The 23,277-nt window shown below is 60.4% G+C and carries 15 protein-coding genes; 6 read left to right on the top strand and 9 right to left on the bottom strand.

Annotation, left to right across the window (positions count from 1 at the left end; translation table 11 throughout):
* Positions 1–10 precede the first annotated feature (10 nt).
* Together P8K07_02440 and P8K07_02435 are read left to right on the top strand one after the other, a co-directional pair.
* On the top strand, positions 11–964 hold the full coding sequence (locus tag P8K07_02440) for a class I SAM-dependent methyltransferase (protein MDG1957382.1): 954 nt from the start codon (positions 11–13) through the stop codon (positions 962–964).
* The gene (locus tag P8K07_02435) at positions 961–2,274 is read left to right on the top strand and encodes an APC family permease (protein MDG1957381.1); all 1,314 of its coding nucleotides are present in this window, start codon (positions 961–963) and stop codon (positions 2,272–2,274) included. Before P8K07_02440 ends, P8K07_02435 begins: the two co-directional genes overlap by 4 nt.
* Positions 2,275–2,278: 4 nt before the next feature.
* Here the strand turns inward: P8K07_02435 and P8K07_02430 are convergent, their stop codons facing one another.
* Entirely contained in the window at positions 2,279–3,919 is a 1,641-nt protein-coding gene (locus P8K07_02430) for an FkbM family methyltransferase (GenBank protein MDG1957380.1), read from the bottom strand.
* 126 nt (positions 3,920–4,045) lie between these two features.
* Here P8K07_02430 and P8K07_02425 point away from each other — a divergent pair, with 126 nt between their 5' ends.
* Complete coding sequence (locus P8K07_02425) at positions 4,046–5,104, top strand: hypothetical protein (GenBank protein MDG1957379.1); 1,059 nt, start codon at positions 4,046–4,048, stop codon at positions 5,102–5,104.
* 27 nt (positions 5,105–5,131) lie between these two features.
* Here the strand turns inward: P8K07_02425 and P8K07_02420 are convergent, their stop codons facing one another.
* The 3 genes from P8K07_02420 to P8K07_02410 all read right to left on the bottom strand — a co-directional run bounded on the left by P8K07_02420 (position 5,132) and on the right by P8K07_02410 (position 10,372).
* On the bottom strand, positions 5,132–7,987 hold the full coding sequence (locus tag P8K07_02420) for a hypothetical protein (GenBank protein ID MDG1957378.1): 2,856 nt from the start codon (positions 7,985–7,987) through the stop codon (positions 5,132–5,134).
* A 47-nt stretch (positions 7,988–8,034) separates the two neighbouring features.
* Positions 8,035–9,081, bottom strand: a complete 1,047-nt coding sequence (locus P8K07_02415) for a fatty acid desaturase (GenBank protein MDG1957377.1) — start codon at positions 9,079–9,081, stop codon at positions 8,035–8,037.
* A gap of 112 nt (positions 9,082–9,193) precedes the next feature.
* A complete protein-coding gene (locus P8K07_02410) occupies positions 9,194–10,372 on the bottom strand; it encodes a serine hydrolase (GenBank protein ID MDG1957376.1) in 1,179 nt (392 codons plus the stop codon).
* Positions 10,373–10,470: 98 nt separating this feature from the next.
* Here P8K07_02410 and P8K07_02405 point away from each other — a divergent pair, with 98 nt between their 5' ends.
* On the top strand, positions 10,471–11,682 hold the full coding sequence (locus P8K07_02405) for a M20/M25/M40 family metallo-hydrolase (protein MDG1957375.1): 1,212 nt from the start codon (positions 10,471–10,473) through the stop codon (positions 11,680–11,682).
* Here P8K07_02405 and P8K07_02400 read toward each other — a convergent pair.
* Together P8K07_02400 and P8K07_02395 are read right to left on the bottom strand one after the other, a co-directional pair.
* On the bottom strand, positions 11,679–13,412 hold the full coding sequence (locus P8K07_02400; GenBank protein ID MDG1957374.1) for a DEAD/DEAH box helicase: 1,734 nt from the start codon (positions 13,410–13,412) through the stop codon (positions 11,679–11,681). The two genes, P8K07_02405 and P8K07_02400, sit on opposite strands and share 4 nt — an antisense overlap.
* Positions 13,413–13,627: 215 nt before the next feature.
* Entirely contained in the window at positions 13,628–15,055 is a 1,428-nt protein-coding gene (locus P8K07_02395) for an FAD-binding oxidoreductase (protein MDG1957373.1), read from the bottom strand.
* On the opposite strand from P8K07_02395, the gene P8K07_02390 reads away from it, so the two are divergent.
* Both P8K07_02390 and P8K07_02385 read left to right on the top strand, forming a co-directional pair.
* On the top strand, positions 15,042–16,370 hold the full coding sequence (locus tag P8K07_02390) for a saccharopine dehydrogenase NADP-binding domain-containing protein (protein MDG1957372.1): 1,329 nt from the start codon (positions 15,042–15,044) through the stop codon (positions 16,368–16,370). The genes P8K07_02395 and P8K07_02390 overlap by 14 nt on opposite strands.
* Positions 16,371–16,375: 5 nt before the next feature.
* Entirely contained in the window at positions 16,376–17,152 is a 777-nt protein-coding gene (locus P8K07_02385; GenBank protein ID MDG1957371.1) for a class I SAM-dependent methyltransferase, read from the top strand.
* A gap of 13 nt (positions 17,153–17,165) precedes the next feature.
* Here P8K07_02385 and P8K07_02380 read toward each other — a convergent pair whose 3' ends face one another.
* From P8K07_02380 to P8K07_02370, 3 genes are all read right to left on the bottom strand, one after another.
* Complete coding sequence (locus P8K07_02380) at positions 17,166–20,108, bottom strand: DEAD/DEAH box helicase (GenBank protein MDG1957370.1); 2,943 nt, start codon at positions 20,106–20,108, stop codon at positions 17,166–17,168.
* A gap of 21 nt (positions 20,109–20,129) precedes the next feature.
* Positions 20,130–21,425 (bottom strand): acyl-CoA dehydrogenase family protein, encoded by a 1,296-nt coding sequence (locus P8K07_02375; protein MDG1957369.1) that lies wholly within the window; start codon positions 21,423–21,425, stop codon positions 20,130–20,132.
* Between the two features lie 114 nt (positions 21,426–21,539).
* Positions 21,540–23,219 (bottom strand): class I adenylate-forming enzyme family protein, encoded by a 1,680-nt coding sequence (locus P8K07_02370; protein ID MDG1957368.1) that lies wholly within the window; start codon positions 23,217–23,219, stop codon positions 21,540–21,542.
* Positions 23,220–23,277 lie beyond the last annotated feature (58 nt).

Here is a 23,277-nt window from a genome sequence, read left to right as displayed (position 1 = left end):
ATGCCTGCAGATGGGTCCAAAGCTAGCCACAGAGCACGGCGGGTGCGCCCTCTGCGGATCGATGGAGGGAACGCTCCTCGCGCAGGGGTACGACTTCGAATACCTGACCACGCGCGAGGAGTTCTCCTTCTGGCGCTGCTCCTGTGGCGGAACCTTCCTGCATCCGCGGCCAGCACCCACGGCGCTCCCGACGATCTATCCGGAAAATTACTACAGCTATAATTTCCAGGACAAGCTCGGCCCGTTAGTCATGCGCTTCAAATCCCTCACCGAGCGGGCCAAGGTCGCTGCCTATACCCCCTACCTGCGACCGCAGGCCCGCGTCCTCGATATCGGCTGCGGGGACGGACACGTATTGCGCCAACTCGATGACAACTACTCGCCACCGCTGGATCTCGAGGGTGTCGAATTTTCCGAACATGGCGTCGCGGCAACACAATCACTTGGCTATCGCGTGCACGTTGGGCCGATCGAAGAAGTCGAACTTCCCGAGGCCGCCTTCGATCTCGTGATCATGAACCAGCTGATCGAGCACGTCCGCGACCCGAAAGCGGTGCTGCGGAAAATCGCCAGGGCACTCGCGCCCGGCGGCCATCTTTTCATCGAAACACCGAATATCGATTCTCTCGACGCGCGTCTGTTCCGGAAGCGCTACTGGGGGGGGTACCACCTCCCCAGGCACTTCCATCTTTTTGATACTGTTTCCCTCGGCCGCATCGTGGAAGAATCCGGCTTGCGGACGATCTCGCAAAAACCCCTCGTCTGCCCGCAATTCTGGATCATTTCCGTACAAAACTGGCTCAAGGACCGCGGCGCTACGAAACTCGCGGAATGGATCAGTCCCTTCAATCCCCTCTTGCTGGCACCCGCCACCGTGATCGAACTCATTCACCAGCGGGTCTCATGGACTTCCAACCAACAAGTGGTGGCTCAGGCCGCTTCCTCAGCGCAAGGTAAATCATGAAGACTTCGACCGGCCATATTGGCGTCGGCATGGGTGTCGGGCTCGTGCTGGCGAACATGATCGGTGCAGGCGTGCTTCTGAGCGCGGGATTCATGGCAGAAAGCATGGGCCCCGGTGAGATTCTTCTTTCCTGGGTGTTCGGGCTGGTCGTCGCGCTGTGCGGAACCAGGGCGTACGGATTCGTCGCTGCCGTCAGTCAGAAATCCGGTGGCGAGTACCGCTATCTGACGGACTACCTTCACCCGTTCGCGGGATTTCTGGCAGGTGCCTCCTCCCTCGTTCTCGGGTTTGCCGCCCCGATCGCCGTCGATGCCATCGCCATTGGTTCCTATGCCTCGATCCTTGGGGCACCGATGCCACCGCGATTCATCGGCGCGGTCGTCGTCGTCACCTTGGCGCTGGTACACACTTGGGGATTTCGGACCTCCGATCGGATTCAGAATCTGTTGGTCATAGGGAAGCTGCTGGCGCTATTGGCTTTTGTCGCCGTGGGCTTCGCATACGGCTCCTCCGCATGGCCCACCTGGACACCGGCCGAAACTCGAAACAGCTTTCCGGTCGAAGCGTTTTTCGCCAATCAATACTGGATCGTATTTGCTTTCGCCGGCTGGAATGCCGCAATCTACGCAGCCGCTGAATTTCGTGATCCCCTTCGAGACGTACCTCGCGCCATGTTTCTCGGCTGCGCGCTGGTTGGCTTGCTCTACCTCCTGGTGAACTGGATCTTCGTAGCCAATATGACAGCGGAAATGGGCCGAGTTGTCTACGACTACGAAACGACCCGCATCACCCTCGGTCATGCCATCATGGAGCGACTTCTGGGAACACAGGGGGCGGTATTCGCGTCGGTCCTCGTTATTCTGGCCTTTCTTGCCGCTATAAGCGCCATGACGTTTGTGGGCCCTCGCGTTTATGCCGAAATGGGCCGAGACGGGGTTCTGCCGGAGTTCTTCGCCGGCACGAGCGAAAAGCCGCCCTGGGCCGCAACAGCCTTGCAAACCGCAATCGCCCTGATTTTCCTCCTCCGCTCGGACGTCCTCAGTGCGGTAGGCGTCGTCGGAGCTCTGCTGATGCTCTCGAGTGCGGCCACGTGTCTCTGTGTATTCGCGATTCATCGCCGCGCCGATCTCCCCAACGCCTCGCGACTCGACCGCCTTGCCGCAGGAGCCTATATCTTCGCCATGAGCTGGTGTATCTGGCTGGGATGGAGCACTTTCGGCGGGGACGTCCTGTCCGTTGGCGGAGTGATTCTCGCCGCGGCTCTGCTTTTTTCGTGGAGACGAAGACGCCCGACGGTAGAGCCGAGATAACGAATCAACGCTCGTCAGGCTCGCGGATCCAACTCTGGATCGAACCCGGACTGAGCGTCTGAAAATTACGGCGTTCCTGTTTTGCCTCCTCCAAGCGTTGTCTCAGAGAAGAAAATTGCGGTGAGCGATCCCTGAAATCGATCAGGGCAACCTCGGACAAGCGCGCGCCCCGTTCCTCCGCCGCTGTGCGCAGAGCCACCTCAGCATCAAAGTTCAAGGGCCTCGGCATCCTCGAGATCAGCGCACAAAAACGCCCTGGCACGTTCTCGGGCCAGTCCACAAGAATTTCAAGTGTATAGCCACCCTTGGCGATAGCCTCGGGGGGCAAGGACATCTGAACGATATCTGGCGAGCCAGACCGCAACCGCAACTCGGCCGAACCCGGAAACAATGCGATCGCAGGCTCCCGGGGCCGAAAGAGCGGCGTCTTCGATAAATCTTCCCCCTTTGAGCCCTCGGCCGGGAAGGCAGCGATCGCATTGATCGCCACCACACCAGACGCCGCACCGACGGAGCGACTCCGGAGGCGAAGACCTCTAACCTCAGCGGCCACGTTCGCCAGCGTAATCATATAAGGGCCTGCTTCAGAAAGCTCCAGACAGCCATGATTGCTCGGGATCTCGACATTACCGCCAATCGCCTGGCCTGAAATCTCCGGAGCCTGCCATGGGTTCGCCTGCAAGGCCGCCAACTGAGACGCCTCCCATGAGGCCGAATCAGCCTCGGCCGCCGCTTTGCCGAGAGCTTCTGCCGCGAGGAAGACGCGCGCATCCATTGCCTGCAAGCGTGATAGCCCCGGCAGCATGTAGAGATTTGCAAATTGATCGCCCGACGTATGCAGGGCATCCGAACGCAAAGCTTGCGGAACGACCGCACCGAACCCCATTCCCAGATTGAAAAACCGAAAATCCATTTCCTGCAGGTTGGACAGGAAATCGGCGGGATCGGTACCCACCGCGCGCAAGGAAGAAGGTGTGTACTCCATCACCATCACCATCTTGGGATTCGCGGCAATGGTCTGGGTCATCCCCTCCAGAATGATGCCTTCTGCCCCCTGCGTATCCACTTTGATGAAGTCGACTTTTTTACCCTGGATCGGCGCATAGTCGTCGAGACGGAGAGCCTCGACGTCGAGGAAGGGCCTCGCCGCGCCCTCCTCGTCGAAAATTCGGTGGTCGCCCTTGTTCTCGTGAGCGAGAAACAGGCGCAGGCTTCCCGGTTCATTGGAAAGCGCCTTCTGCTCGAGGGTCACATTGGTCAAACCGTTGCGCTCCACGTTCGCCTTGAGGATCGCAAAGCTCGTCGGATCCGGCTCGAACGCATAAACATGGCCTTCTTCGCCCACGATTTTCGCAGCAACCACAGTGTAGTAGCCAATATTCGCTCCAACATCGACAAAGATATCCCCACGTCGAATCGTGTGGAGGATCCATCGTGTCTCCAGGTCTTCCCACACATGGTCCTGCTCAAGGACCGCCCGGATCGTGGAATCATCGGGGTTCGTATAGAGCTGCGTCGGTGGAAGTCCCGGGACTCGTAGATCTACACTGGGATAGGGATCACCGTGCGCCAAAGGAGCCGCACTTAATCCCAAAAAGAGAGCAACCGTGCGACAAATGGTCCGTAGAGCGATGTGGCGATCCATCGCATGTTGAGTATTACAGTGCGAACCGCAAGTCTAGGTCGAACCTTCAGACACGGGCTCGCCGATCCGAGATCGCTCGCATCGATGCTGGACTTTTCCCGAGGGCCGAACTAGTTTTAAACCATCGTGCCGCGTCCGCTCTCGACTGCCGCGGAGACCCGCAAGCCTCCCACTGAGGACCTGCTTTCTTCCGGCTCGTTCTTCCCGCTCCTGTTGGCGGTGTCTCTGGTGCCCTATCTCTGGATTCCCCTGTCGTGGGATTGGTTCCCGGAAGCACAAGGACGGCCGATGGCCACCATCATTCTCCTCTTCATCGCGTCGCAGGCTCATGTCGGCGCCAGTTTCTATTTCTATACCGATGGCGACATGCGGAGCTTCATGCTGCGCCAACGGCCGAAGCGATTTCTCGCAGGGGTGCTGGGGATCATCGTTGCTTACCCGGCAGCATCGCTGCTCGTCAGCCGAATCCCGGAGGGCGAACTGCAACTCTCTCTCGCCTTTCTATTGATATCTTTTTATTCGGCTTGGCAGGTTCACCACTATTCGCGGCAAAGCCGAGGAATCTTGAGCTTTCTGGGCAAGGCGGAAAGCGCACCCCTGTCACCCACAGAATCCCGCGCCCTGTCCTTGACGGCGCTGGCCGGGATCGTCGGGGTTCTCGGCTTCTCCTACCCAGCCGCCCGGCACTTACAGACGGTTGTCGGATTTCTGCCTACTGTGTCACTTGGCCTGATGGCCGCTGGTTGGCTGGTATGGTTCGCAAGCCTGATTCGAGAACGCCCGCAACATTCATGGCGGCGACACCTGGCCATGGCCCTCACCCTCGCGTTTTTCTTCCCGCTCTATTTCTTCGACGACATCTTTCCCGCATTTTTCAGCTTCGCGACAGCTCATGGACTGCAATATTTCGTTTTCATGGGAATGGTCTCGCGGCCTCGTTCGCGCGCGGCTACGAGCCTCGGACATTCGGAGGCTCCCCAGCCGGGCACACGGCTGCAAAAGTGGAGACCCGCCATCACCATGGTCGCCTGCGGGATCCTGATCGGGGCTCTGATTCTGACGGTGCCGCTGGCCGTCGGACTCGGGATCGTGATGGCCCATTTCGTACTCGACGCGGGCGTGTGGAAGCTCAGTGAACCTTTCCAGCGCAACTACATGGCCGAACGCTTTCCGTTCCTGCGCTAGCCCTCTGCGGATCCGGGAGAAGCAGCCTCAGCAGAACTGTCCGCTTCCCGGAGCGGCACAAGCTTGTCGCTCATAGGAAGGGGAATCGTCTTTGCTTGCCTTCTCGACCACCGGCATGGGGGGGGCCGCTTTGGGGGCTCCGTCTCGGCGCGGGCCACCCAGATAAGCGCCCGCCATCCCCGACGGAAGACAGGTGAAAGTGACGGCCTGCCCGGTCGCCTTCGCCAGATTCAGAATCGCGGCTTTTGTCAGGGGTGCGCCGGCAGCGGCATCTGTTGGGGTGAACTTGTCATCAGATGCGAAGATCCAAGCCTGTGAACCGGCGCCCACCCGGGCAGTCGCAACGAGGTCACACTCTCGGGCCGCGGCATTCTCGGGATTCGGGTAGAGCGCTCGCGAGCGCTGAATCATCAAGTCAAGCCGTGCCAGTTGATCAGCTTGGGCAGCTGCATCGATCGTTACCTGTTGGCCCACGATCGGAGCCATATTGGTTTCGAATGCGAGCATATAGGCAGCCAGGCTCTTTCGACTCGTCAACCTCTGCGCGTCCGTCTTGGCCTGCGGATACGTGAAGAGAATGTAGTGCGTGAAACGCCAAAGGGAATCGACCGCACCCGCGTGGTCATACCCGAAACCGCGTATCTGATCGCCTTGATGGCTGGTATCGCCCTCAATGAAAAGCAGAGTCTCCCCGCTCAGAGGGGCTTCGGTCATCCCGTACATACCGATGCGTTCGTAGAGGTTTCGCATGTGGGGGGTTTTGAAAGGTTCCAGGACTCCCTGCGTCGTGATCTTGTCTTGACCGAAGAAGCCACGAGCAGGATCGACCACATGGCAGCCTACGCAGCTGCCGTGTTCAGGAATCTCACCGAACTGAACGAGCGAGCGGAACAAATCGCTTCCGACGGCCGCCTCTCCTACTAATTGATTATCGAGAGGGCGGTTCGGGTTCGGCGGGTAGGTCACCTGCAGGACAAAATCTGCGAAGGCGTTGATCTGATCGTCGGACAAGGCACCTTCCTGCCGTCCGAGGAGCCCTTCGAACGCTGGCTGGAAGGTGAGAAATGCTCCACGCTCATCGAGTGGCCCGGTCGGGTCCGACAACATCGCACCGGATCGATCCCCGCGAAAATGCATCGGTCCTGCGTGAGCCATGCCACGAAGGCTCTGGGTCAGCATCGGCCCCTTCATCGGATGAAAATCAGGCGCCTCCGCTCCCGGAAGCGAGCGCAATGGATTCGGATTCGGAATCACATCGGCATCCGGGTTCCCGAGGTCCCAAGCCAAACCATCGAAATTTCCGGAAACGTGGCACGAGGCACAAGGCGATTCGCCGTTACTTGTTGTCAATCGAGCGTCATAAAGAACGGGGCGACCGCGGACCACGCTGGCAGGCTCCGGGTTCCACATCGAGACCCGAGACGAAACCTCCCCCGACGCCAGGTCCACCGTCACCAGAGAATTATCGAATCGGGTGAGAACGTACATCTGGTTCCGGGCCGGATCCAGAATCATTCCGGTCGGCCCTCCCCCCACTTCGATATGCGTTCCCGCGTCAGGAACGAAAGTGTCGGCCGTCAGGGCCGCGGTGTCGAGCGCAGCAATCCGCGAGGAACCGAAGGCCGCCAGATAGAGCGTCTGTCCATCCGGCGAAACGGCCATCCCCATAGGAATCGCGAGGCTTTTATCTTTGACGCCCGGAGCAACCGACGCGGCTGAATAATCAATATGCTTGTTCAGGTGGCGGGGATAGACAACGCCATCTCGGAGGACCGAGACCCTCGATTGATGGAGGTTGCCACGAACGGTTGAATGATTGCTCCCGGGGCCCTCAAAACGAACCTGATTATTCGCCTCGGTATTGCTGACATAGACATCCCCGCTCACGGGGTTGACCGCCATATTGAACAATACGGTGCCGACGCCTGCATACGAGCCGGTCTCTGATGGGACGGTTCCGTTCGCATCGATGCGGAAGACGTCCAGATCGGGCAAATTGAAGCGGACGGCTGCATTCCAGTTGCGGCCCAGTTCATCTTCCCAGGCCTGATCCTGAGGGTCGTATTTCACGATCAGGCCCACCTCCGGAGCAGGTACGCCAGCGTGGTTGGCGTTCGGCGCGGGGAGCCCACCGGGCAACATCCGTCCGTCAACCTCGCAGGGGGCCGCATCAGCGCCGCCATCGCATACCGTCAACTCGTGGACCGAGGTGGTCTGATTGCCGGACCGGAACACGGCAGCGTAGACGGTACTCCCGTCCGCAGACACCGCGAGAGCGCGGGGCGCGTCGCCGAAAAGTTCGAGAGTCGTCATCGGATTGCCAGCCAGGCCCGTACCCGGGTTCTCGGCGTCGAATACCATCACCAGCGCGCGAGGCGTCGAGGGCGTATCTGGCTTCTGCGGCACTGGACAATTCTGCCCGCGACGAGCCATCGAAATAAATGCGCGACCGCGGCCCGGCCCGGCAAAAACGATATCGGAGGGTTCGTCACAGAGGGCAATCGTCTGTTTCACCGCCGGAGGGTCGACGGTCAAGTCGACGATACTGACATTGTCCGAAACCTGGTTCACAACCCAAGCTTCAGCGGAACCGTGCAAGGCTACCGCGACGGGGTCGATCCCGACCGAGACGCTGGCTCGAAGAATGGGAGAGCCCGCCCCCAAACTGAAAACCTCGAGGCGTCCGGCAGGACTGTTCAAGGCGTAGAGACTGGTGCCGTCCGGGCTGATCGCAAGCGGACGGGACTGTGGACTCTCAAACACCCGGTAAGGGGAAGCCCCCGCCGCAGCGTGATTTGCCGTTCCGCAAACAGCAGCCGCCATGCAGAGGGCGAGCAGGAATCGAAAGCTCGAGAGCATGAGGAGATCATAGTCGATTTCCAAGCTCCGCGAAAGGACGAGAAATCACCGATCGCCCGGGATCATTCGATTCAGCCTCCCTCGGGAACACCTTGGCGCACAAGCCCCCGCCAGACGGTCAGATACGAGGTGCGGGCCTCGTCTATCTCCTCAGCCAGCGGCGTCCCCATCAGGAAATCCTCCAAATCGTCATAGCGCGTGTAGGAGACCGTTGGATCCCAATGGTGGAGGAGGTGGCGCCAGAATCCAGCACTCCCGAACGCTCGCGCTCCGACAGTGCGAGCAAACATTCGATTGATGGCGCCATGGGGCTTGCGTGCGAAATCCTCGCGGGAACCGGCGTCAAGAGATCGGTGCTCCAACTGCTGACGGAGGGCCGACAGGTAGGGAAAAACAACCCCGACCGCCAGAACCCACGCCACTGCCGACGACCAGAAACCCGAGACAATCAGAAAACCAAGAATCATGGCGTGGAAGGAGAGACCTCGCACAAGGGCGAAACGATCTCGGACCTGGCCCTCCTCCGAGGTATTCCCGACACCCCGGGCGCGGTGATTCTGAAACACTCGCCACGCGTGAACACCACAGAGTGTCTCGAGGGCAAACCGCAAATCCGGGGCATAATGGTACGACACTTCCGAATCATCGACCTCGCCCAGTTTGAGGTGATGCTTCCAATGCAACGCCCGGTAGTGGCGGATATCGTCGCCGATCAGAAGGCATACCAAACCGTTGGCGAGTCGATCGTTCCGGGCCTTGTCGCTTGCCAAATTATAATGTGCTGCCTCGTGCATGAACAGGACGATCGTCGCGAACCAAAAGCCCATGCCGACCGCCCACACCGGTGCCAGTAGAAGACCCACACCATTGCCCCACCCCGCAGCGATTCCGCAGGAAATCGCCAAAAGGCTGAACATGCAAAGATACCGGCCCGCAATATCCATCCAGATCCTCGAATAACGAGCGTCCAGAGTGCGACGAACATCACGCCACAGTCGGCCATCCGTGCTCGCGAGTGCGCTCAGATCCGGGGAGCCGGGGAACATGCGGGAGGCTCGCGTGGCTCGAGCATCTGTCGGGGCCTCGTTCTGCGAGGCTTGGGGGAGAGTTTGTTCCATGGATTTCACGGACGAACCATCAACCTTCGCCCGTCCCTATTTTACCATCAGGACCGGAGTCTGGTCAATAAACTCCTCACGCAAGCCGCAAAGCGCGGTACCGACCGATCTCTCACCCGCGCACTGCGTCCAATGACTCGTAAACGCCTCCGAGCAGGGCTCTGGGGCGCGGATCGACGAGCCAAGAACCTGTGTGCATCAGATTCATCGTATAGCCAAAGCCCATTCGATACTCCGGATCCGCCTGTCCGTAAGAACCACCCATCCCCGCGTGGCCAAAAGCCTGCAGATTTGGGCCAGTCGGTTCCTCGGCCGGCGGTAGCGCGAACCCCACCCCGAATCGAGAAACCAGAGGCAGGATGGCATCGAGACCATAACTCTCCTCGGTGCGCGCGCGAGCAATCGTTTCCGGCGAGAGCACGTGCACCCCGTCCGCCTCTCCGCCGGTCGCCAGTATCCCGTAGATCCGCGCCAGAGCTGCGGCTGTGCCATGGCCGTTTGCTGCGGGTATCTCGGCTGCGCGCCAATCCCGGTCAGCGATGGCCGTCGGATCGATTGGGGGGTTCAGAAAGGCCTTTGCCAGCATGCCTTCAGGATCAGCAAAAATCGCTTCCATCAGATTGGGGCCCTCGGATTCATGCACGGGGCCCTCGACGAGAGGAACCACCCGATGGTCCTCGGATTCCGGGAGACCGATATGGAAGTCCAACCCCAACGGCCCGGCCAATTCCTCGCGAAAATAAGTACCCACGCTGCGTCCCGTCACCCGTCGGACCAATTCGCCGACGAGGAACCCGAAACTGATCGCATGATAACCATGCTTGGTCCCCGGCACCCACCAGGGCTCCTGCGCTGCGAGAGCTCCCACCATCGCTTCCCAATCATAGAGGGACTCCGGTTCCATCAGGGGACCGATCGCCGGCAGACCGGCCTGGTGGTTCATCAGCAACCGCACTGGCAACTCTTGTTTGCCCGCAGCAGCGAACTCCGGCCAATACCGCGCCACTGGCTGCTCGAGATCCAGCAGCCCGTCTTCGACCAGGCGCAATGCACATAGCGCCGTCATCCCCTTGGTCGTCGAAAAAACGTTGACGAGAGAATCCCGCATCCACGGCCGGGTGCGCTCTTCGTCGGCAAAACCGGCCCAGAGATCAACCACGGGAGCCCCTTCCCATGTGACATTGACCGAGGCGCCCAAATCGTCGCCCGAGGCGAAAGATTGCGCAAAGATGTCAGCAACCCGCTGAAAACGGGGGTCGCAGGTTCCATGAATTTCGACGAGTTCGCTCATCCTGTCGGGATACTTGTTCGGGGCAGACGGCGCCAATCCGGACTTCAAGAAAACGTTTTCCGGAAAAGGTCGCGATCGGCTACAACCGAGAAATCAAAATGACAGCTCCAGCCAAAATCGCCTCGTGCGTTCGCCATTTGCGCGAGATGGTCGCGATCCCATCCGTAAACCCGATGAATCGCAGCGACTTGCCCGGGGATATCGTCGGCGAACACAATCTTGCCGAATACGTCGCCGAAACGCTCCGCTCGATGGGACTCGACAGCTCTCTGATCGGGCGCGACGGGCGCACAAGCGTCGTGGCCGAAGCGCACGCCCACGCGAAGGCCGAGACCGTTTTGATCGCGAGCCATCTCGATACCGTGCCCGTCGACGGAATGGAGATTCCCCCCTTCGACCCTGCCATTGAAAACGATCGCCTCTTTGGCCGCGGCTCCTGCGACACAAAAGCTGGCATGGCCGCGCTTCTCGCCGCTTTGCCATCCGTGCTCCAAGCCGGTCGCCTCAAACGCAACGTGATCATCGTAGGAGAGGCTGACGAAGAGTTGGGGAGCATCGGCGTAGCCGACGTGCTGTCGCATCTGGGCCCCCGCAAACCGGATTGGGTTTTGGCCACCGAACCCACCGACCTCCGGCTCATTCACGCTCACAAGGGAGTCGTGCACTCCCGACTGTGTGCTCGCGGGCGTGCCTGTCATAGCTCCGAGCCAGAACTCGGCAAAAACGCTATCGTCATCCTCGCACGGGCAATTCTGGCGATCGAGGAGAGCGCGAAAATCTTCACCCAGGCCCCCCACCCCCAACTCGGTGCGGCGACTCTTTCGATCGGCGTCGTGCAGGGCGGACAGGCGCCGAATATCGTGCCTGACGAGGCGCGGTTTTGGGTGGACCGGCGCACGCTCCCCCACGAGACTGTCGACTCTGTGCGCACCGAACTCGAAGCGGCCCTCCGTTCAGCCGGTCTCGCCCTCGAAGTTGTGGTGGAGTCCTGCCAGGAAGAAAAGCCGCCACTCGATGCTCCTGCCACGAGCCCGGCAATCGGAGGAACCACGGCAGTCTTGCGAGCGCTCGCTCTCGATGCGGAGCCTGCCGAAGTGGCCTTCGGGACAGACGCTGGCGTGTTCGCTCGCGCCGGTATCCCGGGGGTCGTGATGGGACCAGGTTCTATTCAGATGGCCCATACATCCCGAGAATCAGTCCCCATCTCGCAAGTCGAAACGATGGTTAGGATCTTCGAAAAACTGGTCACGAGCGAACCCGAAGGCTTTCCGGTGCACCTTTCGGGAAAAGGCAGTTCCAGCTCGAACTAGCCGTGACTGCCGTGCCCGCCCGCTCTGGCTTTCGCCGCTCGCTCTCCGTAAGCGCCTCGCCCCTTGCTCCGATGCTGCTTGGGTCGACCACTGTGCTCCGCTTCGGCATTCCCCTTGCGTCGTCGAATGCGGACGCTGGGATCTCGATCATCCGGCCGACGACATATTTTCTCGAAGGCATCCGCCCCCGCGGTGGCTATCTCGAACGTGCTGGACGATGGGCCAATGCGAATCGCGCCGACCTCAGCGCTGCTCAGATTCCCTCGCCGACAGAGGTGGGACAAAATACGACTGGCGGTGGCTCCCTTTTGCTTCCCCCAATTGATCTCGAACCCCTGGAACGACCCCGGGGCCGATCGTCGACGACGTCCGGCGCCACCGGCGCTTGAGCCCTCGGCGACTTCTTCCACGGAGTATCCCTTGAGCGCGGGCTGCGGCTCGGCCATCTGCAATAGAGCGGCGATGATCTCGGCGGGCTCGCGCTGTTCGAGCAACACGCTGGCGTAAGCCACTTGCTTCTCGGACACCAGCGAAGAATCCGCCAGAATCGCGTGTAAATCTCGGCGAAATTTTTTGGTATACCTTTTCTCGATCTGGGCCGGGCTCGGAACTGGTTGCCATTGGGCCTCCACGCCCGCGGAGGAAAGAATTCGCCGCACCCGGTTCTGCGCCTGAACCGGTACCATCAAGACACTGCGTCCCTTGTGGCCCGCACGTCCCGTCCGGCCACTGCGATGCGTATAGTTCTCCACGTCGGTCGGCACATCGGCGTGAATCACCATACCGATCTCGGGGACATCGATCCCGCGCGCCGCGACATCCGTAGCGATCAGGATATCCTGCTCGCCGTTTTTGAAGGCATTCAAGGTACGAGTCCGCTGTGTCTGGTTCAGGTCGCCACTGAAGGGTGCCGCCGCCAAGCCGTTGGCGGAAAGTCGCTCGGATAATTCTGTGGCATCGACCCGACGTCGAACAAACACCAGCACCCTTTCACCACGTGCATGCAGGAGAACATTGACCAGGGCCCGCTCCAACTCATGGGTACGAATGCGGTGCGCGACATGTTGAATATCTGCATTCGCCTCGCCTAGACGGGTACCTTCGACATGCAGTGGATCTTGCTGAAAACGATCGGCCAGCCGCTTCACAGCAGCCGGGAAAGTGGCCGAAACCAGATGGCTGCATCGATCCTCGGGCAATCCCTCAAGGATGGCCTCGAGTTCCTCGCGAAAACCCATGTCGAGCATTTGGTCCGCCTCGTCGAGCACGACCTGTCGAATCGAACCGCAGTTGAGGGTTCGCGTCCGCATATGATCCAGAAGTCGACCGGGGGTGCCCACCAGAACGCATGGCGCCTTGCGCAACGCTCGACGCTCGCGGCCGATATCGGAACCACCCGTGACCACTTCGACAGCTACCCCACGCACCTGTGCAAAGAGCCATTTCAGTTCCCCGGCGACCTGAACCGCCAGCTCACGAGTCGGCGTGATCAACAGGACGCGCGGGCCGGAGGCCGCTCCTGACTGCTCCTCGAGCAAGTCGTCGGCCAGACGCAGACCGAGAGCCAACGTCTTGCCCGAACCGGTCTGCGACGAGATTCGGAGATTCCTGCCGGCCGAGGATGCTGAAAGAACAGCCTCCTGCACCGAAGTCAGCTTTTCAAAGCCGCGAGCGAGCATTGCCGCGCGCAGAGGGGCCGGTACACCGGCGAAAGGGTCAATCGTGTCCATATGCGTCTCTCAAAAGTCCGTGGATGCGGTTCAATTCCCATCGAACTCTGTTTGAGCGACGAGGCATGCTGGAGCCGATGCCGACGCTCGTTGTCAGGAACCAGAGGGGATCTTAGCCTTTGAAAACCCATTTGTCGCGCCCGGGCCCAAACAAAGCCAAAAACCCGGCAGATGGCCTCACGGAGCCCGGGCACCGCAAGCGTCCTCGTCCGGAATCAGCGGGCTGAAAACTTGGTAAAAATGCCCGCCGCCAGAGGATTTCGGCCACCCGAGAATTCAGCCTCATCCGCAAGCTCCGCCATCCGTCGAACCAACGATACACCGAGCCAACGCAGTGGCTCGGGCTCCCAATTCGGAAACTCCTTGTGCAGAAAGGGGAATGTTTCCAATTCATTGGGTACACCGAGCAAACGGTCGGCCAACCCATGTGCGAGCAGATGAGACCCCGCGACGCCCTCGCCGACGTACCCCCCGAGGAAGGAAATACCGGTTCGCTGATCGATGCCGTAGGCCGGCCGCCAGTCACGGGGAACTCCCAAAGGCCCGCCCCAGCGATGAGCGATCGGTGTCTCCGCCAGTTGCGGCAGGAGGGAGAGCATCGCCCGATGCACTTCCGGGAACGCCGCATCATTTGCCGGGAAACGGCTTCGGGCCCTGGAGCCAAAAAAATAGAGGCCCCGTCCACCGAATGCGATTCGATCGTCCGCAGTTCGTTGACCGTAGACTGTCACCCGACGTTTGTCGGCGAAGGTTTCTCGACCTTGCAGCCCGATCTCCGCCCAGATTTCCGGCGCGATTCGGTCGGTCGCGATCATCATCGAATGAATGGGAACCAGACGCCGCTTATGGGCTGGAACCAGGGGCGTGTAGCCCTCCGTCGCGAGCACAACCTTTTCCGCACGGATCGAGCCACCCGCGGTCCTCACCTCCTGCGACGTCAGCCCCGTTGCACGTGAGTCCTCGTAGATCCGCACGCCCATTCGCTCAACCGCGCGCGCCAGGCCTCGAACCAGCTTGCCCGGGTCCAGCACCGCACTATGGGTGGAGAGAAGCGCGCCAAGAAAATCGCGACTCCGAATTCTGGTCGCGCAAGCCTCGGGACCGAGGAGCTGAAAATCGGCCTCGCTGAATCCGGCCTGATGAAACGAGTGCGCGGAATGTTTCAGTACTTCGAGATGCTCGGGCAAGCTCGCCAAACCCAGCGAACCACCCGGGACAAAATCGCAATCGATTTTCTCCCGCTCGATGGTGACACCAATCGCATCGACGGTCTCGAACAGCCGATGCTGCAGCCGAATCGCGGCGGGTCCAACTTCCGGGTCCAGCAGCAGGCCCGGCAAGCCGGACAACGCTCCCATGCACCAGCCTCCGTTGCGGCCGGAAGCCCCGGCCCCCACGATATCGGATTCACAGATGGCAACATCCAAAGCAGCATTGCGTTGCTTGAGAGCGTAGGCCGTCCAGAGTCCGCTGAAACCGGCGCCGACAATCACGACATCCGCGCGCAGCGATCCTTGCAGAGGCGGTCTCGGGGAGAGATCCATGTCCCCGCTCGCAAACCAGAAGCTTTCGTTCCGATAGTCTCGCACCCGGTCCTCATAGAGAATTCGATCCCCGGAGGAAAGATCAATGCCCAGCCTCAAGCGGACATTCAGTCAGTCCGGGGACACCCTCCCGATAGCCCCCAAGTTGCGCTATGATTACCGATGGGGGCGGTCCATGGCAGCGAACGAACGTGAATTCGACATCATTCTCTTTGGCGCAACCGGTTTTACCGGGAAACTGGTCGCCGAGTACCTGCTCCGGCAATACGGAATCAACGAAGGATTGCGCTGGGCGATTGCCGGTCGAAACCCCGGAAAGTTGAAGGAAATTGCGACCAGCCTGGGCACCGGCGGGTGCGAAGTGCCGCGACTGGAAGCGGATTCCAATTCAGCCAAGGATATGAACCGGCTTGCCGCGCAGGCCAAAGTGGTGTGCACCACGGTCGGCCCGTACGCGAAATACGGTTCGCTGCTGCTGAGCGCCTGTGTCGAGAGAGGCACGCACTATTGCGATCTGACGGCCGAGATTCCGTGGATGGTGCGGATGATGAACGAACACCAGGCTCAGGCCCTGACCACCGGTGCTCGAATCGTACATGCCTGTGGGTTCGACTCGATCCCTTCGGACCTCGGCGCATTTTTCATGCACTCCGAGATGAGCCGCCAGCACGGCGTGCCCTGCAGTCGCATTCAACTTCGAGTCGAGGACTTCTCAGGCGGGTTTAGCGGGGGAACTGTGGCAAGCTTGCTCCATATGATGGAGGAAGCCGAGACGGACGATCGACTCCGAGAGCTGCTCCAGGCTCCATACGCACTCGACCCGGAGGGATCCCCCAAGGGCGCCGACGAACCGGAATCACTAGTCCCCCGGTACGACGAGAGCTTCTCGCAGTGGTTGGCGCCGTTCCCCATGGCCGCGGTGAACACCAAGGTTGTGAGACGGAGCAACGCACTTCTGGAGCAAGCCTACGGCCCCGACTTTCGGTACGATGAAGCAATGTTGGCGGGAGGGGGCCCGACGGGTCTCCTGCGGGCGGCCGGAACCAGCGTCGGTTCCGGCTTGAGCATGGGCCTGTTGTCGATTCCCCCGCTTCGCAAGCTTCTCGCCAAAAGACTTCCCGCGCCTGGCGAAGGCCCCGGCATCGAAGAACGAGAATCCGGCTATTGGAAGGTCCGCCTTCTCGGCGTCCACCCGATCGACCCTGCCAAGAATCTGGAAGTCCGACTCACCGGAGATCGTGACCCCGGCTATGGCTCCACGAGCAAGATGCTCGGGGAAACAGCAGTATGTCTCGCAATCGACAGCCTCCCCGACCGAGCCGGATTCCTCACCACCGCCGTTGCCATGGGCGACCCCCTGATCGATCGTCTGCAGAAAAACGCAGGCATCAAATTCGAAATTTTGCACCGGTGAAGCCCATGGACTCAGAGGCGTTGCACGAGACGAGCGTCAACTTCAAAGGGGAGTCGCAAAAAAAATCTCCCGCAACGCAAACGAGCAAACAGGCGCAAGCAATCGCTGTCTATCGTGATGGTGCTACCGTCTATGACAGGCTTAATCTGCTGATGAGTGCGGGGAGCGGCAATTGGTACCGCAAGCGAGCGCTGCAGACTCTCGATCTTGCCCCTCAGGCGCGCGTCATCGACCTCGCGTGTGGCACCGGCTCTCTGGCGATCGCAGCGCAGCAGGCCTTCCCCGACTCGCCATCCATCCTCGCGATCGACCCCACCCCCGAAATGCGAACTCTGGCCTCGAGAGCCGGCGTTCGCGACGTTCGAAGCGGTTCATTTGGAGCGATACCTGCAGGCAACTCCTCCTACGATGCGGTCGTCTGTGCCTACGCGTTGCGATACGCCGAACCGCGCCATTCCGCTTTCGTCGACATCCTGCGTGTCCTCAAGCCCGGAGGGAAACTCCTTCTTCTGGAAATGATCGTGCCGGCACGAGGACCGCGCCGCATCCTCGCACGAACGCTGCTGACCACCATCGGCCCACCCTTTTGCAGCCTTCTCTGCCGAAACCCGGCCGCGGGGCGCCTGTTGGACCACCTCTGGCAGAGCATATCGACACTCGCAGGCCCCCAGACAATTGTTGCGGACCTCGAAAAGGCGGGTTTCGTATCCGTTCACTATCACCATGTCGGCGGCCTTCTCGGGGAGTTTCGTGCAAGCGCACCCGAGGCTCCGCGCGCATAAGCAGACCCGGCCGTCAGGCAAGTAATCCCAGGATCTCGGCGCGGCTCACGGCCGCTCCCTGGAGCCCACCACCCGCGAGGGCCGCGTCGGCCAGTCCGCGCTTTTGTTCCTGCAAAGCCAGAACTCTCTCCTCGACCGTGTCCTTGCTGACCAGACGGTAGACCATCACCGGACGATCCTGTCCGATGCGATGGGCCCGGTCGGCCGCCTGCCGCTCGACGGCCGGGTTCCACCATGGATCCATGAGGAAAACGTGATCCGCCGCAGTCAGATTAAGTCCCGACCCACCCGCCTGCAGGGATATCAGAAATACGGAAGTATCAGGATCGTTCTGAAATTGATCGACGACCGCCGCACGGTCACGCGTGCTGCCGTCGAGGCGGACCGAAGATAGCCCTGCACCTGCCACACTGGACTCGATTCGGTCCAGAAATTGGGTCCACTGCGAAAATACCAATGCCTTATGACCACCAGAAACCACATCCCCCAATGCCCCGACCAACGCCTCGACCTTTGAAGAGCGCTGCGATTCGGAGCCCGGAAGAAGACCCGTATGACAAGCCGCCTGCCGCAGGCGCAAGAGCACCTCGAATGCACTCAGGACATTTCCGCCGGCAGCCAGTTTTTGCGTCACCTCTCCCCGCGCAACGCTGCGGAGAGCTTCATAGAGGGCGCGCTCGTCGGCATCGAGTTCGCAAAATAAAGTTGTTTCCGTCCTTGGCGGGAGGTCAGCTGCAACGTCTTTTTTGAGTCGACGCAAAAGAAAAGGTTCGAGACGATCTCGGAGTCGCTCGATCGCGGCCCCATCCCCGGCCATAATCGGTTTTTCGTAACGGTCCGCGAAACTGCTCCGGCCACCCAGAAAACCGGGGTTGGTGAAATGCATCTGGCTCCAAAGCTCGTCGAGTCGATTCTCGACCGGTGTTCCCGAGAGGGAAAGCCGAAATTTCCCCTGCAGAGCATACGCGGCGCGAGCGGACTGGCTATCCGGGTTCTTGATGGCCTGCGCTTCGTCGAGCACAATCGAATCCCAAAAAACCTCGCCCAGAACCGCCTCGTCCCGCCGCAAGGTGGCGTAGGTGGTCAGGGTCAGATCGGCCGCGACCAGATCTCGCTGGGGACCATGGTAGAGGCAGACTGTTTTTCCCGGCACGAAAGTTTCCGCTTCGCGCACCCAATTATGAATCACACTGCGGGGACAGATCACCAGCGTCCGTCCGCGAACCGCGCACAACGCCTGCACCGTCTTGCCGAGGCCCATATCATCCGCAAGAACAGCGCCGAGTCCGGCCTCTCTCAAGCGCTCCAGCCATGCGACCCCCTCGCTCTGGTAGGTGCGCAATATGCCTCGGAATCCAGATGGCAGATCCGGACCCTCTCGCGCCGACGGCCCTGCCAGGTCGGAATCCCGTCGTAAGTAGAAGGGAGGAGGCGTGTCCAGAACTTCGCAAAGCCCACGCATCAAGGTAATCGCAGACCGGGGTGCCGCGCCGTCGTTCGCCGCCTTCGCGGCGAGAAAGTCCTCGAGCAGCAGGCCCTGCTCTCGCAGCCAGCCTGAAGGCAGCTTCCCAAAACCACCCTGCGGGAGAGGGACCACTTCCAAACCCTGCCGCCAGGCGGACAGAACAACCTCTGCATCCACCGCGTTCTCCGGGGCGCTGGTTCTGCCGGCCGACTCCTGAAAAACGACAGCGAACTCGTCGGGATCCGAGCCTTCGCCCGCCAGCACACGCGGCACCAAATCGATGGCCGGGACGGCTGCCCCACCCGCCGCGGCGCCGTTGCTCGTGCTGTCGAAGGATTGAATTTCCGACAGAAAGCGTGCCCCGTCGGCCGCAGAAAAATGCGCCCAACGCCCGTCCACGAGGTTCAGTTCGGACCGCAAGCGCAAGATGAGGCTCTTCTCGGCGGCAGCGCGCCGGGCCGGAGCAACCTTGCCGAACAATCGAAGTTTTCCGTCCTCGAGCCTCGCCACCGGAGGACGTCCGTAAACCAGCCGCGGCAAGACATCGAGGCCCTGATCCGTGTTCTCCAAAGTAAATTGAATCCAGGGCTCGAGGTGATTGTCACGAGCGGGCAGATTCTTTGCTGCGAGATGAAGATCAGACTCCTTCTCGAGTGCCGGCAGAATACGCTCGACCAGATCCCCTATTTTATCAGGACCAAATCGCCTCCGATACGGCAGCGCCTCCCAACTCTGGCCGAAACGAAGGCCCTCGGCCATTGGCCGCAAGGTGTCTCCCACACAAACTAATCCCGGTGCCAGTCGATCGGAAACCTCCGGGCTGACCTCGATCCGCAACTCCACGCTATCGCCACCGCGATCGGTGACCGTCGCACTGGGCCGAACCGGCGTCGTCGAAGCACGGACCTTCCGACCCTCGACAAAAACCTCCTCCACCCCGACGAGCGACCTCAGAATCTTTCCCAGCCGATCTCGGGGAACCCATCCGCCATCACCGCCCAGAAGAAGATCGATGCGAATATCGGACTCGCTTGGCTCAAAATCCGGATTCGCATCCGGACCGCTCAGCAGTTCTTCGAGAGAAGCCTCGATCTCGCGGGACTGCTCGCCAGCCATGAGACGGCGATCAAGACGCAAGCCCCGCTTGTCCTTGCGAAATTCGTATCGAATCGACCGCATGCGGGCGGTATCCGAAAAAAGTTCCTCGGCCGAGATCGGATCCCCGGCCATGATCGCACATGCTGCGACGTGCTCGCACGGGTCGGTGGGGCCGTCACAGTCGCAATCCCATTCCTGATCCTCGGGATAAAGAATGACCCGGGGTGCGATTGTGTCATTCGGCAAGCGAACGCGGAAAGACCACTCCGCCCCGCCTCGAGACTCCCCAGCCACAGCCTTTCGCCGCGCCAAAGAGACCCCGCGAGACCATACCGCCGGCAGGCATTCGCCCTGCACGGCGGCCACCATCTCCTTCAGGTCCGAGGCGGCCAAGGTGCTACCTCGCCACCTGGGTCAATCCTGTCCGGAAGAAGTCTGTGAAGCTCGGCTCAGATAGGCGTTCTTCGGATCGTATGCGGCGACCTCCTCCTGCGTCCAACGGGAAAGTTCCGACCGGCCAACCACGAACCAATGAACCTCATCCGGACCGTCTGCGAGGCGAAGGGTGCGCTGAGCGCCATACATCTCGGCGAGAGGCGTCCACTGGGAGACACCGGCACCACCATGGATCTGGATTGCCTCATCAATAATCTTGCAGACCCGTTCAGGCACCATCGCCTTCACCGCGCTGACCCAAACGCGGGCCTCGGAATTGCCGAGCACGTCCATGGCCTTCGCCGCCTTGAGCACCATCATCCGCATTGCTTCAATCTCGATCCGAGACTGAGCCAGAACTTCGGTGTTGCGTCCGAGATGAGCCAATTTCTTGCCAAATGCCTCGCGCGAAAGTCCTCGCTTGGCCATCATCTCGATCGCCCGCTCGGCCGCGCCGATCGACCGCATGCAATGGTGAATACGTCCCGGGCCGAGTCTCACCTGCGAGATCTCGAATCCTCGCCCCTCCCCGAGCAGAACATTCTCTCGGGGGACACGACAATCCGTAAATCGAATATGCATATGCCCGTGAGGCGCGTCATCCTTTCCGAAAACGTGCATCGGACCGAGGACTTCAAAGCCTGGAGCGTCCGTGGGAACAAGAATCTGGGATTGACGCAGATGAGGGGGCCCGTCGTCATTGGTCTGCACCATACAGATCATGATCTTGCAGCGAGGGTCTCCCGCACCCGAGATATAGAACTTCTCGCCGTTCAAAACCCAATCATCACCATCGAGTTCCGCGCGGCAAGCAATATTTTTTGCGTCTGAGGACGCGACATCCGGTTCGGTCATGGCGTACGCCGAGCGAATCTCTCCGTTCAGCAGAGGCTCGAGCCATTGCTTCTTCTGAGCCGGCGTCCCGACCCGCTCCAGCACTTCCATATTCCCCGTATCCGGAGCCGAGCAGTTCAGGCACTCGGACGCCAGAGGCGTGCGACCGAGCTCGGCTGCAATATATGCGTAATCAAGGTTGCTCAGACCCTGACCGGTCTCATCGTCCGGCAAAAAGAAGTTCCACAAGCCCGCCTTCTTCGCCTTGGCCTTCACACTATCGAGGAGCTCAAGCTGGCCCGGCGCCCAAGCCCAACGCTCGGTGCGATCGGCGCCCATCGCGAAGAATTCATCAGTGACCGGAACAACTTCGTCCTGAATGAAATTTTTCACCTTCTCAAAAAGCGGCTTGACCTCTTCCGACATTCTGAGATCGAACATTTCATCCGTATTTTTAAGTCCAGCCACATCATGCTCCTTTTCCGAATCCGGGTTTTCCAGTGCAAAAAATTGGTAATCTCACGAAAAACCGTAGCATCTAAAAAAACAATTTGCTCAGTTCGACAACGCCAGATCCGCCAACGCGAGTTCCCGCAATTGACGTTTCAGGATCTTCCCGGATGCCGTTCGCGGGAGCGGCGCAGCCACGAATCGGAGATAACGGGGTATCGCGAAACGAGAAAGTCGCGAGGAGAGGAAATCGCGGATCTCGTCCTCGGTCAGGCCGCCAGTGGCATAAATCGTCGCGCCGACCTCCTCGCCCAGGCGCGCGTCCGGTACACCGTAAACACTCGCCTCCACCACATCCGGATGCTCCAACAAGGCAGACTCGACACCGCCGCACCCAATATTCTCGCCGCCTCGAATGACCAGATCCTTGATCCGGTCGACGATCACCAGATAGCCGTCCGGATCGAGATAGGCGACATCCCCCGTGCGCATCCATTCACCATCGAACGTCTCGGCATTGGCATCGTCGCGGTTCCAATATCCGCGAAAGACCGACGCGCCCCGAACTTGCAGTTCACCGCGCTCTTCCGGGCTTGCCTCTGCACCCGAATCCAAAACGATTCGCAGGTCGAGCAAGGCTGACACCCGCCCCGAACTCTCGGGATGCTCGAGGTAGTCGCGGCCGGCAATTCCGGTCCCGATTGCATTCGTTTCGGTCATCCCCCAGCCAGTATTGGGCTTGGCACGCTTGAAAGCCTTGTCGATCCCTCGGACCTGTTCGGGCGCGCGAGGAGCGCCGCCACCACCGACCAAATCGAGAGAACTCAGATCGTGCCCCGTGGTCATGGCAGTAGCCACCAAATCACCCGTCATGGCGGCTGGCGCCACGAGGGTTGAGATTCGCTCACGCTCGATCAGGGCCGCAGCCTCTTCCACGTCCCATTTATGCATACCGACCATGCGACGTTGGGAACGATAGCTGGAGAGAAAGACCGCATGAGAGCCCGTGACATGAAACAAGGGCACCCCCAGAAGCGTCGCCGCCTGCCTGTCGGGGGGCGATATCGTCCGGCCCGCCAGATGGGCCGCCACATGAGCATCAAGTTCCCAGGACATCAGGGCGTTCACGATATTCCGATGCGACGAGACCACCCCTTTCGGCGCCCCTGTCGAACCCGAGGTATAGAAAATTGTCGCGGGGTCATTCGGCTGCATCGCAGTCTCGGGCATTTGGTCCAGCGACCCCGACATCAATACGTCCTCCAGACGAACCGTCGCCCAATCAAGCGCGGACGCGGCGCGGACACAGACAATTCGCAACTCGTCGAATTTCTCGGACTGCTTGCCCAGCCGGGCCAGTCTCTCCTCGTCGCAAAACAGAACCTTCGACCCGGAATCTCGCAATCCGTAGGCCATCTCCTCGGGCTGCCAAAGTGCGTTCATCGCAACCGCGATCGCACCAACCGAAGTTGCCGCCATAAAGGTGGTGACCCACTCCGGGTAATTCCGCATGGAAATGGCGACCCGATCACCCGGAACAATCCCGCAATCATTCACCAGATAATGCGCCAACTTGCAGGACTCCTGCCATACTTCCTCGAAGCTCGAACGCTCTTCGCCGTAGACCAGAAAGGGGAGGTCACTGCGGGCCGCCTCGTAAAGGTCTCGCAACTGCGGGGGCGCAGCCCTGAAGACTCGAATCGAGCGGCCCCAAGCCTGGGCAGGAACCAGCTCATACGCCTTGCCCTCTGCCGTCAGTTCCCGAATAGCCTGTAATCGATCCATAGGCCGGATGCCTATCGCGATGGCCCCAAGCGATTCAAGTCCACGTGCACAAGCGGAC

This window comes from Candidatus Binatia bacterium, assembly GCA_029248525.1.
Taxonomy (GTDB): domain Bacteria; phylum Desulfobacterota; class Binatia; order UBA12015; family UBA12015; genus UBA12015.
Note: the sequence above shows the minus strand (reverse complement) of the source record. Positions and strands in the feature narration are given on the sequence as shown.